The 12,387-nt window shown below is 32.8% G+C and carries 13 protein-coding genes; 9 read left to right on the top strand and 4 right to left on the bottom strand.

Going from position 1 to position 12,387, the window contains the following annotated elements:
* The first annotated feature begins 41 nt into the window (after positions 1-41).
* From tpx to LQ679_RS14765, 4 genes are all read left to right on the top strand, one after another.
* Positions 42-542 carry a thiol peroxidase gene (gene tpx / locus LQ679_RS02135; RefSeq protein WP_025905504.1) on the top strand — a complete coding sequence of 167 codons (501 nt, stop codon included), beginning with the start codon at positions 42-44 and terminating at the stop codon, positions 540-542.
* A 60-nt stretch (positions 543-602) separates the two neighbouring features.
* Positions 603-1,547: a class I SAM-dependent methyltransferase gene (locus LQ679_RS02130; protein WP_037588518.1), complete on the top strand. Its 945-nt coding sequence runs from the start codon at positions 603-605 to the stop codon at positions 1,545-1,547.
* 75 nt (positions 1,548-1,622) lie between these two features.
* Positions 1,623-2,819 carry an acetate kinase gene (locus LQ679_RS02125; protein WP_037588517.1) on the top strand — a complete coding sequence of 399 codons (1,197 nt, stop codon included), beginning with the start codon at positions 1,623-1,625 and terminating at the stop codon, positions 2,817-2,819.
* Between the two features lie 128 nt (positions 2,820-2,947).
* On the top strand, positions 2,948-3,076 hold the full coding sequence (locus tag LQ679_RS14765) for a hypothetical protein (RefSeq protein WP_257213200.1): 129 nt from the start codon (positions 2,948-2,950) through the stop codon (positions 3,074-3,076).
* Between the two features lie 571 nt (positions 3,077-3,647).
* On the opposite strand, the gene LQ679_RS02120 is transcribed toward LQ679_RS14765, so the two are convergent.
* Positions 3,648-4,154, bottom strand: coding sequence for a universal stress protein (locus LQ679_RS02120; protein WP_025904325.1), 507 nt, complete (start codon positions 4,152-4,154; stop codon positions 3,648-3,650).
* 232 nt (positions 4,155-4,386) lie between these two features.
* Between LQ679_RS02120 and ald the strand changes: the two genes are divergently transcribed.
* Both ald and LQ679_RS02110 read left to right on the top strand, forming a co-directional pair.
* Positions 4,387-5,499, top strand: a complete 1,113-nt coding sequence (ald, locus tag LQ679_RS02115) for an alanine dehydrogenase (RefSeq protein WP_204252562.1) — start codon at positions 4,387-4,389, stop codon at positions 5,497-5,499.
* Positions 5,500-5,623: 124 nt separating this feature from the next.
* On the top strand, positions 5,624-6,517 hold the full coding sequence (locus tag LQ679_RS02110; RefSeq protein ID WP_239762022.1) for a nuclease-related domain-containing protein: 894 nt from the start codon (positions 5,624-5,626) through the stop codon (positions 6,515-6,517).
* A gap of 501 nt (positions 6,518-7,018) precedes the next feature.
* Here LQ679_RS02110 and LQ679_RS02105 read toward each other — a convergent pair.
* Both LQ679_RS02105 and LQ679_RS02100 read right to left on the bottom strand, forming a co-directional pair.
* Complete coding sequence (locus LQ679_RS02105) at positions 7,019-7,648, bottom strand: copper homeostasis protein CutC (protein ID WP_239762021.1); 630 nt, start codon at positions 7,646-7,648, stop codon at positions 7,019-7,021.
* A complete protein-coding gene (locus LQ679_RS02100) occupies positions 7,645-8,700 on the bottom strand; it encodes a M24 family metallopeptidase (protein ID WP_103354277.1) in 1,056 nt (351 codons plus the stop codon). Before LQ679_RS02100 ends, LQ679_RS02105 begins: the two co-directional genes overlap by 4 nt.
* 111 nt (positions 8,701-8,811) lie before the next feature.
* On the opposite strand from LQ679_RS02100, the gene LQ679_RS02095 reads away from it, so the two are divergent.
* Together LQ679_RS02095 and LQ679_RS02090 are read left to right on the top strand one after the other, a co-directional pair.
* Entirely contained in the window at positions 8,812-9,501 is a 690-nt protein-coding gene (locus tag LQ679_RS02095) for a metal-dependent hydrolase (protein ID WP_037588512.1), read from the top strand.
* Positions 9,502-9,696: 195 nt separating this feature from the next.
* On the top strand, positions 9,697-10,992 hold the full coding sequence (locus LQ679_RS02090; RefSeq protein WP_037588511.1) for a DRTGG domain-containing protein: 1,296 nt from the start codon (positions 9,697-9,699) through the stop codon (positions 10,990-10,992).
* A 34-nt stretch (positions 10,993-11,026) separates the two neighbouring features.
* Here the strand turns inward: LQ679_RS02090 and LQ679_RS02085 are convergent, their stop codons facing one another.
* Positions 11,027-11,377 (bottom strand): YtpI family protein, encoded by a 351-nt coding sequence (locus LQ679_RS02085; RefSeq protein WP_049318664.1) that lies wholly within the window; start codon positions 11,375-11,377, stop codon positions 11,027-11,029.
* Positions 11,378-11,451: 74 nt separating this feature from the next.
* Between LQ679_RS02085 and LQ679_RS02080 the strand changes: the two genes are divergently transcribed.
* Positions 11,452-12,378, top strand: a complete 927-nt coding sequence (locus LQ679_RS02080; protein WP_204252566.1) for a DHH family phosphoesterase — start codon at positions 11,452-11,454, stop codon at positions 12,376-12,378.
* Positions 12,379-12,387: the final 9 nt, after the last annotated feature.

The raw sequence follows: 12,387 nt of genomic DNA, 5'->3' as shown, positions 1-12,387 counted from the left end.
CATGATAAAATATATTTATCAAGAATAAGGAGGCTTTTTTTATGGCGCAAGTTACATTCAAGAATGAACCAATTACAATATTAGGTGAGGAAGTTAAAGTAGGTTCAGTAGCACCTGATTTTACTGTATTAGCAAACGACCTATCTGAAAAGACATTAAAAGACTATGAAGGTAAAAAGAAACTTATTAGTGCCGTACCTTCTTTAGATACAGGCGTGTGCAGTCAACAAACACGTAAATTTAATGAAGAAGCTGCAAATGAACAAGATGGCGTTGTCTTAACAATTTCTAACGACTTACCATTTGCTCAAAAAAGATGGTGTGCAGCTGAAGGTTTAGATAATGTGATTACATTAAGTGACCACCGTGATTTATCATTTGGTGAGAACTATGGTGTTATCATGAAAGAACTTCGTTTATTAGCACGTTCAGTATTTGTTTTGGACAAAGATAATAAAGTTGTTTATGCAGAAATAGTGAGTGAAGGTACAAACCATCCTGACTATGACAAAGCTTTAGAAGCATTCAAAAATTTAGACTAATTAACAACCATAAACTGCTGTCCATTTAGTGGACAGCTTTTTATACGAAAGAGGGCAATTATGACTGAAGAAAAGAATATGATGGAAGTATTATTTGAAAAACTTGATGTAAAAAGTAAAGACCTCCACGACGAGAATGGACAAAGTTATATAGAGAATCTTGGTTTGGCGATGGAAGACATTTATACAAACCAAAGAGATCTTTTAGAACAATCAACATTACAAGAACGAAGAAAAGCGTTCCAATTTGCTTATTTAAGTTTATTAAAAGAAGAAGTAATACAACCCAATCATCAAATGACGCCAGATTCAATTGGGTTTATTTTAAGCTACCTTGTAAACTTATTTAATAAAAACAAAAAAGAATTAAACATTGTAGATATTGCAAGTGGTACAGGACATTTGAGTGCAACAATCAATGAACAAAATCAAGACAAGACATTGATGCACCACTTGATTGAAGTAGATCCTGTATTACAACGTGTAAGTATACATTTAGCTAACTTCTTAGAAATACCATTTGATGTATACCCACAAGATGCTATTATGCCACTACCATTAGAAGAAGCAGATGTCATTGTCGGCGATTTACCAGTCGGATATTATCCACTTGATGAACGCAGTAAAGAGATGAAATTAGGCTTTGATGAAGGGCATAGTTATAGTCATTATTTATTATTAGAACAAGCTGTTACAGCAACTAGACCAGGTGGGTATGTATTCTTAATCGTACCAACAAATATCTTTGAAGGCGAAGAAGTGAAACAGCTTCAAAAATATATTGCAACAGAAACAGAAATGCAAGCATTTTTAAACTTTCCTAATTCACTGTTCAAGACAGAACAATCACGTAAATCACTATTGATTTTACAGAAGAAAGACCCTGGAATTACTAAGAGCGTTGAAGTATTGCTAGCAAACATACCAGATTTCAAGGCACAATCTCAATTGCAAACGTTTTTATCTGAAGTAGATGAATGGATGAAAGAAAATCATTCTTTATAAACTGTATTAATGCTTGATTCATAACTGTATTAGTGTTTAAATAGTATAGAATAGTATTATCAGGAGGAAGTCTAAATGACAAAAATTATAGCAATTAATGCTGGTAGCTCATCTTTAAAATTCCAATTATTTGAGATGCCTGAAGAAAAAGTTATCACAAAAGGATTAATCGAACGTATCGGATTGAAAAATTCAATTTTCTCAATTACGGTTGACGGGGAAAAAATCACAAAAACATTAGATATTGAAAATCATGAAGTTGCAGTAAACATCATGATTGAAGCTTTAAAAGAGCACAATATCATCGAAGACATTAATGACATTCAAGGTACTGGTCATCGTGTTGTTCATGGCGGAGAATTATTCCCAGAATCAGCACTTGTTACTGATGATGTATTAGCTAAAATCGAATCATTAACTGATTTAGCACCTTTACACAATCCTGCAAACATCATGGGTATTAAAGCATTTAGAAAATTATTGCCAAGTATCCCACATGTTGCAGTATTCGATACATCATTCCACCAAACTATGCCAGAAGAATCATATTTATACAGCTTACCTTACAACTTCTATAAAGATTTCGGTATTCGTAAATATGGTTTCCATGGTACAAGTCATAAATATGTATCTGAAAGAGCAGCAGAATTATTAGATCGTCCTTTAGATCAATTAAGAATTATCTCTTGTCATATCGGTAATGGTGCTTCTATTGCTGCAATTGACGGTGGTAAATCAGTTGATACTTCAATGGGCTTCACACCATTAGCAGGTGTTACAATGGGTACACGTTCAGGTAACCTTGACCCAGCTTTAATTCCATACATCATGGAGAAAACTGGTAAAAATGCTGAAGAAGTATTAAATATCCTTAATAAAGAATCAGGTTTACTTGGTATCTCAGGTTCATCAAGTGACTTAAGAGATATCGAGCAAGACGCTAACGAAGGTAACGAACGTGCTAAATTAGCATTAGATGTATTCGCATCTAGAATCCATAAATATATGGGGTCATATGCTACAAGAATGCACGGCTTAGATGCAATTGTATTTACAGCTGGTGTAGGGGAAAACTCTGACACAGTTCGTGCTAAAGTATTAGAAGGATTAGAATTCATGGGTGTTTATTGGGATCAACGCTTAAACACAGGTTTACGTGGAGAAGAAGCGTTCATCAACTACCCACATTCACCAGTAAAAGTTATTGTAATTCCAACTGACGAAGAAGTTATGATCGCACGTGATGTTGTGAAATTTGGTAACTTAGGATAATAAAGTATATTTTAAAGCGAGGCAGGCGTATCTTATATGTGAATAAGATGCCAGTCTCGTTTTTTTATGTTTAAAAAGTGATTCTACGGTTATATGTAAGTAATGCATGTTCTAAGGAGGATATATAAATGAGACCAGAAAGAGCATTAATGAAATTAGTTAGAATCGTTACACGTAGAGTCGTTAAAGAACAATCAAGAAAACAAAAACAAGAAAATAATCAAAACTTAAAAAATCAAAATAATAATCAAAACTAATTTAAAAGCGTTCAGCCATAAGGTTGAATGTTTTTTTATTAGTATAGAAAATATGTGAAAATGAGTAATAGGTTTATGTGATTGAGGGGAGATGTGAGTTAAAGGTGGAGTAAACTCACAAGATTAGAAAAGATGTGAGTTAAAGGCGGAATAAACTCACGAGATTGAAAAACATGTGAGTTAAAGGTGGAGTAAACCCACGAGATTAGAAAACATGTGAGTTAAAGGTGGAATAAACTCACGAGATTGTGAAACATGTGAGTTAAAGAGGTAGTAAACCCACGAGATTGGTGAACATGTGAGTTAAAGATGGAGTAAACTCACGAGATTAGAAAACATGTGAGTTAAAGGCGGAATAAACTCACGAGATTGAAAAAGATGTGAGTTAAAGGTAGAGTAAACAAACGAGATTGAAAAAGATGTGAGTTAAAGACGGAATAAACACACGAGATTGGTGAACATGTGAGTTAAAGACGGAGTAAACTCACGAGATTTAAAAAACTTATAAAAATCTATTTAAAAATGAAAAAAGCGTCCAGCCATTACGACTGAACGCTTTTCTTCTGTCTATTTATTTACCTTCGTGGTGTTCTTCGAATAGTTCTTTTGTTGCTACAACTGGTTCGAAATCTTCAGGCATTGTTTCTGTTCTTACTACTAGAACGTCACATGGTGAGTTTCTCACAATTGATTCTGATACAGAACCAACGATAAATCGTTCTACTGCATTTAATCCTGAAGTACCACACATGATTAAATCTACGTCAAATTCTACTGCTAATTTTTTAGGAATAACTGTTTTTGGAGATCCGAATTCAAGTTTAGTCGCTACGTTATGAACACCATTATTCTCAGCGAATTCTTTATATCCAGATAATAAACTTTCAGCAAAACTTGTTGCTTTATTTACTATTTGAGTATCATAGGCTTCAACACTTGCATATGATCTAGAATCTACAACGTTAACAATTGTTAATTTAGCGTCATTACGTTTAGCAACGGCTACAGCTTTATTATAAGCCCATTCTGATTCAGTTGATCCGTCTACTGCAATTAAAATATTTTTGTAACTTAACATAGAAACCGCCTCCTAGTTCTTTTGTTTAATTATATCATAATTTTCTGAAAAAATAACATTATAAACTTTTAAATAATAGGGAATTTACACGATTTTTATATAATGTATGTTAAAATTGGTTGTAGTAAGAAAATTTAAAAAATTTAGAAAATAAGGATAATATAAAAATTGAATAATAATGATTGCGCTTTCAAATTTGTGGCGTTATGATAAAAACAAGGAGGAATGAAAAATGATTATTGGAGTACCAAGAGAGATAAAAAATAACGAAAATAGGGTGGCATTAACACCTAGTGGCGTGGCAAGTTTAGTTGCACAAAATCATGTTGTTAAAGTAGAAACTGAGGCAGGGTTAGGTTCACAATTTACTAACGAAGATTATCAACAAGCTGGAGCAGAAATTGTAAGTCAAGAAGAAGCATGGAATGTTGAAATGGTTATGAAAGTTAAAGAACCATTACAAGAAGAATACCAGTTCTTCAAGAAAGACTTAATCCTATTTACATACTTACATTTAGCTGCTGAAGAATCTTTAACAAATGCATTACTAGAAAATGAAGTAACTGCAATTGCTTATGAAACTGTTCAGTTAAGCGATCGTTCATTACCTTTACTAGCGCCAATGAGTGAAGTAGCAGGAAGAATGTCAACTCAAATTGGTGCGCAATTCCTACAAAAAACACACGGAGGCATTGGAATATTATTATCTGGTGTGCCAGGTGTTAAAAGAGGGAGAGTAACAATAATCGGTGGAGGCCAAGCAGGAACAAATGCTGCTAAAATGGCAGTTGGTCTTGGAGCAGACGTTACGATTATTGACTTAAATCCTACACGTTTACAACAATTAGATGATCTATTTGGTGCAAGCGTGCAAACGATGATGTCATCACCATTAAATATTGAAGAAGCAGTTGTTGAAAGTGATTTAGTAATTGGATCAGTACTTATCCCAGGCGCTAAAGCACCGAAACTTGTAACTGAAGAAATGGTTAAGAAAATGAAACCAGGTTCAGTATTAGTAGACATCGCGATTGACCAAGGTGGTTCATTCGAAACATCAGATAGAATTACGACACACGATGATCCAACATATGTTAAACATGGTGTCGTACACTATGCAGTTGCTAATATGCCAGGAGCAGTTCCAAGAACATCTACAATTGCATTAAATAATGCAACAACTCCATATGCAATTCAATTAGCAAACAAAGGCTACGTTAAAGCATGTCAAGATAACGAAGCACTTGCTAAAGGATTAAACACAATACATGGTAAATTAACATATAAAGAAGTTGCAAAAGCTTTTGATAAAGAATACACACCTTATCAAGAAGTTTTGAGATAAAATTTTTAAAAAATGTCTAACTCAGATTGCTGAGTTGGACATTTTTTTAATTTATGCAACTTGCTGAAAATGAGTGGAATACCTATAATTTGATTACATATTATTATTAACAGCAGGTGATTACATGAATAAAAACGAATATTTTTCTTATCTAAAAGCAATCGAAGGCAGAACGAATTTGAATATTGATCAAAGAAAAGAATTGTATATTAACCAATCTGGTTTGGAAGGAGAAATGTATTTTAAAGCAATATTAGACACTATCGTTGATGTTCAATATCTATATAATTTAGAAATAGGAAGCTCAAATCATATACAAATTGATTTTCTAGTTGTTTCATCAACAAAAATCTATATTTTCGAAGTTAAACACTATACTGGCGATTGGTATTTTGAAGAAGAATATATTAAATGTACGAATAGTTTAAGATACCCGTCACCACATTTACAAACAAATAAAATAGAAAACAATATACAATCAATCGTTAATACTCACAACATTCCAAGAGAAATTGAAACCTTTATTATATTTACAAACAGTCATTTCAATCTACATGGCAAAAGACCACAAAATCAAGCAATACTACTTCCTCAAGAACTTTCTATAGTTCCTCATCTCATTGATACAAATCATCAAGAAGCTAATCAAGAAATCTTAAATATTTTTAAGCAATATGAATCTATTCATTCAACCTTTTACCAAAAGGATATCAATATTCTTGAAGATAAAGTTGCATCTGGTTTAAGATGCCCAAATTGTAGAAAATTATTTACTATTACTTATAAGAAAAACCAACATAACTATACATGCTGTTACTGTAAAAAGCAGTTAGGGCTTGAAGAGTTAATATATTTCAATTTAAAAGAACTTTTTATCATAAAGAGAAAACCATTTGATTTTATTGAAGCTCAAGCATGGTGTGATCCTATACCAAAACATACAGTTAGAAGAGTATGTAATAAATACTTCAAAAATACAAATATGCGAAATAAGAAATTTTATCTAGAAAAAAGTTAAAATATGTGAAGGTGATATTTTTCAAATAACATCCGTAAATTATTTAGTTTTTGGTACATAGGGTGTATCAAAATCTTATAAGGTATTCCATAGTAACAAAAGTCGGTTGAATTGTAACTAAGGCCACCCATAGTAACAAAAGTGGGTGGAATTGTAACTAAGGCACTCCATAGTAACAAAAGTGGGTGGAATTGTAACTAAGGCAGTCCATAGTAACAAAAGTCGGGGAAATTGTAACTAAGGAGCTCCATAGTAACAAAAGTGGGTGGAATTGTAACTAAGGCAGTCCATAGTAACAAAAGTCAGTGGAATTGTAACTAAGGCAGCCCATAGTAACAAAAGTCGGTCGAAGTGTGACTAAGGCACTCCATAGTAACAAAAGTCGTCGAAAGTGTAACTAAGCGCCCGCCCACACCAACAAAAACATTAATATAAACCCATAAAATATATCAATAACTCCACCAAAAAACCTGAGACGAATTTCGTCTCAGGTTTTTCTATTTATACGATTTTTGTACCGTGTACTTCATCGAATGGTATGTCTTCTATGAGTTGTGATAAGTTATCTTTATTGAGTCCGCCACCTGGCATGATTGTGATATTGCCTTTTGAGTGAATCAACAATTTACCTAAATGGTTAATGTTATCAAATATCTCACTATCACTAGGTCCGCCATGTGTTAGTAGGCGACTGAATTGGTGTTTAATTAACCAGTCTAATGATTTTAATTGATGATAGGGATTAATAGAATCAAACGCCATATGACAAGCTGCAGGTATGATACCACATGTTTCTTTTAATGCTTTCATCTTCCATTCGTCAAGATGTCCGTGTTCATCTAAACAGCCAAATACAAATGCATCAACTTTCAAATCTTTCAATTGTAATATATCTTGTCGCATGATTTCGTATTCGAAATAATTATAGTTAAAATCTCCACCGCGAGGTCTAATCATGACAGCGACTTCGACGTTATGTTGATGACATAGTTCTACTGCAATCTTTACCATTCCGTAACTTGGTGTTGTCCCACCAACTGAAAGGTTGTCGCAAAGTTCTATTCGATTTGCACCATTTTTAATCGCTTGTTCAATTTGCGAAATTGTTTCTACACAAGCTTCTTTAATCATTTTTGGTAGCCTGTTAGTATGCGATGTCCGTCTTCAGTTACAACGATATCGTCTTCAATTCTAACGCCAGCAACACCAGGAACGTATATTCCAGGTTCAACTGTTAATACCATGCCTGGTTTGAATTCATCCGTATTAGCACTGGAAATGTCTGGGAATTCATGGACGCTTAATCCAAGTCCGTGACCAAGTCTATGTGGGAAGTATTCACCATAACCAGCATTGCTAATAATATCTCTAGCTACTTTATCGCAGTCAGCAATTTTAGCACCTGGTTTAATCATTTCAATCGCTTGTTTGTTAGCATCAAGTACGACATTGTAAATTTCTTGTGCTTTATCAGAAGGTGTACCGAATGGAACAGTTCTAGTGATATCTGAACAATAACCTTTATAAATGACACCTAGGTCAAATAGTACATATTCGTTTTCTTTTAAAGTTCTTTCTCCTGGTGTACCATGAGGAGCTGCTGCATGATCGCCGAATAATACCATAGTATCAAAGCTCATCTTAGAAATACCATGTTGTTTCATAGTTGTTTCAATATGATTTAATACTTCAATTTCAGAAACGCCAACTTCTAATTTATCAACGCCAGCTTGAATCGCTAAATCTGCATATTTAGCCGCTTCTTGTAACAACTCAATCTCGTCATTTGTTTTTACATTTCTAATATCTTTCAATACTTGATCAATATCAACAATTGTTTCAACATTAAATGCTTTTTCAATTTCACGAAGTCTTTTAACTGATAAATGCTCTGATTCAATTGCGAAAGTTTTATAAGATTGTTGTTCAATTAAATCGAATGGTGATTCTGTATCTAAGTATCCAACGATGTTTCCAGTGAAGCCTGCATTTTTAGCTTCTTCTACTTCCATTTTTGGACAAAATAGTGTTTCTTCACCATCTTTAGTGACTAATAAACTAAATAGACGTTCATGTGGTTCAGATAAATAACCTGTTAAATAAAAGATGTTTAAAGGCGTTGTAATCCATGCTGCGTCCGCACCTTTATCTTTTAAAAATGTTGCAATTTCATTATGTTCCATTATTCTTCCTCCCAAATCTCTTTCTTACATCATTATTTTAGACTTCTTGATTCATAAATTCAAATTTAGGGTATATAATATACGGAAAAGACAATGTGAGGAGGGAGATTCATGAAAGTATCATTTCATGGACAATCAGTAATCTATTTTGAAAGTAAAGGACATAAAGTGATTGTGGATCCATTTATAACAGGGAATCCATTATCAGATTTAACGGCAGATGAAGTAGAAGCAGATTATATTATATTAACTCATGGTCATGGCGATCATTTAGGTGATACTGTTAGCATTGCAAAAAGAACTGGTGCAACTGTTATAGCGTTACCTGAAGCGATTGATTATTTATCTAATAAACACGGATTAGAAAACTTACATCCAATGAATATTGGTGGGAATATTGAATTTAATTTTGGAAAAGTAAAATATGTGCAAGCCTTTCATAGTAATAGCTTTACAGAAGAAAATGGAGAAATCATCTATTTAGGTATGCCAGCTGGAATTGTATTAGAAACTGAAGCGGGTACAATTTATCATACAGGTGACACTGGTTTATTCAGCGATATGAAATTAATTGCAGATAGACACCCAGTTGATTTGTGCTTTATTCCGATAGGCGACAACTTTACAATGGGCATTGATGATGCAAGTTATGCAGTTAATGAATTTATCAAGCCGAAAAAAGTAGTACCTATTCATTACGATACATTTGACTTTATTAAACAAGACCCTAAAGATTTTGAAAAAGCTGTAACGGAATCAGAAGTTCACATTTTAAAACCTGGTGAATCGGTAGAATTATAAATGAATATGGTAGTAAGTTTAGTAAGCTGAGATGATTTTGTCATCTCAGCTTTTAAGTTTAAGAAGTAAATCTGTATAAAATACTTAATTTAATAAGCGTTGTTTCAATCTTTTATTTAATTTTTAAGATATCATTTAAGACATTAAAAATGTATAATAGAAAGTAATTCATAAAATTTGATAGAGGGTATAAACATGACGAAACATGAGCAAATTATTAAGTATATTGAATCGTTATCTGTTGGACATAAAATCTCTGTCAGACAGATAGCGAAAGATTTAAACGTCTCTGAAGGTACAGCCTATCGTGCAATTAAAGAAGCGGATAATCAAGGGCTTGTAGCATCTATTGATAGAGTAGGGACAGTTAGAATTGAGAGAAAATCTAGAGAACAAATTGAAAATTTAACATTTAATGAAATTGTTAAAATTGTGGATGGTCAAGTATTGGGCGGTAAACAAGGCTTATATAAAACTTTATCAAAATTTGCAATTGGTGCAATGGAATTAAATGATGTCGTTAAATATTTAACTAAAAATACATTGCTGATTGTTGGTAATAGATCAGATGTACAAATGGAAGCTTTAAAAAGAGGTTCTGCTGTTTTAATTACGGGTGGTTTTGAAGCGAATGAAGATATTATAAACTACGCTGACGAACACGAACTTCCGATTATTTTATCAAATTATGATACATTTTTAGTTGCCAATATTATTAATAGAGCTATATATGATCAAATGATTAAAAAAGAAATTTTAATGGTTGAAGATATTATGATTCCTATTGAATCAACTTCTTATTTAGATGATAAACAAAAAGTGCGAGATTGGAATGAATTATCTCAACAAACATCTCATACGCGTTTTCCAGTTGTTGATAGCGAAATGAAAGTTGTAGGTATTTTAACGAGTAAAGATATTGTAAATGAAGAACAAGATAAAAGTATCAGGACGTTGATGACAAAATCACCTATCATTGCACATTTAAATACGACAATCGCAACTTGTGCCCACCTCATGATTTGGGAAGGGATTGAATTGTTGCCTGTTGTATCAACCTCTAAAGTATTAATCGGAATTATTTCTCGTGAAGATGTATTAAAGACGATGCAATTAATGAGTAGACAACCACAAATAGGTGAAACGATTCATGACCAAATTGCAAAGCAAATCACAATGGACAATGGTAATGTTGTGGTGAATATATCTCCACAATTAACGAATCAATTCGGTATGTTAACGAAATCCGTCTATATTGCAGTTATTGAAGAAGCGTTACGTTATGAAATAAGAAAAATGAAAAAATCAGAAATCATGATTGAACATATAGATATTTATTATTTAAAAACTGTTCAAATTGATGACGATGTAGAAGTGAAAATTACAACATTAGATATCGGTAGAATATTTGCTAAATTCGAAGTTACGATGGTGAGCGGTAGTGCGACTGTTGCGAAAGCATTACTGATGTGTCAAATTCTCGAAAAATAAAAAAGCGTTATGTGATACAACGCTTTTTAAAATATTATTGATGTTTTTTTTGTTCGAATTCTTCCCAAGCTTTGTTCTCAATAGGTAAGTTACCTTTAAAGTATTTACTTGCTCTATAGCCATAAGATACGTTTAAAATACCAAAGAATAATAATACTAAAACAATAATATAAGTGACTAATGTTGGGAATAACAATACTTGGTCTGCTGCAAATGCGATCATAAATATACCAAAGTAAAATCTTGAACGCGCTTTATGATAAGCTTTTCTAACGTCACGTTTCGTTCTAAATGAACGTGCTAAATTTAAAATAGCAAATATTAAAGCAATAATCATAATTGTTACTGCCAAAGCAACAAGTGTAGACATAATTTCAGATGACATGTTTGATTCCTCCTACCAAGTCGAATTATATCAATTAATAAAATATAAGTAAATATAAAGAAAGAAGGATAACAATGGAAGAAATATTAAATAAAATAAAGCAATATGAAACAATTATTATACATAGGCATGTTAGACCAGACCCAGATGCATACGGCTCTCAATTAGGTTTGAAATATATATTACAAGAGGCTTTTCCTGAGAAGCATATATATGCAGTCGGTCAACCTGAACCGACGTTAACATTTATTGGAGATTTGGATGAAATTGCAGATGACACATATAATGGCGCACTTGTGATTGTTTGTGATACAGCAAACGCACCACGTATAGATGATAGTCGCTATAATACTGGTGACGAATTAATTAAGATTGACCATCATCCACCAGTAGACTCATATGGTGATATTAATTTTGTAAATACAGAAGCATCATCTACAAGTGAAATTATCTTTGATTTAAATAAATCATGGAATTTAAATGGTTCAAACGTAAGTGAGAAAGCAAGTAGAGTGCTATATTTAGGCATCGTTGGTGACACAGGTAGATTCTTATTTGATAATACGTCTACACATACAATGGAAGTTGCAGCAGAGTTAATGACGAAAGAATTCGAACGTACTAAATTACTTAACCAATTGAGTGAAAGAGATCCAGCTTTACTTCACTTCCAAGGATATATTCTTCAGAATTTCAAATATGATGGTGAAGGATTCTGTTCAATTAAAATTACGAAAGATATACTTGAACAATTCAACTTAAAACCTAACGAAGCTTCATTATTCGTGAATACTGTTTCAGATATTAAAGGATTAAAAGCATGGGTATTTGCTGTTGATGAAGGTAAAGAAATAAGATGTAGAATTCGTTCAAAAGGCATAAAAATTAATCATATCGCAGCTAAATATAACGGTGGAGGACATCCAAATGCTTCAGGTGCATCTGTATATAGTTGGGAAGAGTTTGATGCATTAGCAGCAGATATTAAATCTGAAATATAGGAGGTGAGC

This window comes from Mammaliicoccus sp. I-M35, assembly GCF_022386455.1.
Taxonomy (GTDB): domain Bacteria; phylum Bacillota; class Bacilli; order Staphylococcales; family Staphylococcaceae; genus Mammaliicoccus; species Mammaliicoccus sciuri_A.
The sequence above is the reverse complement of the archived record's forward strand: the minus strand, read 5'-3'. Positions and strand labels throughout refer to the sequence as shown.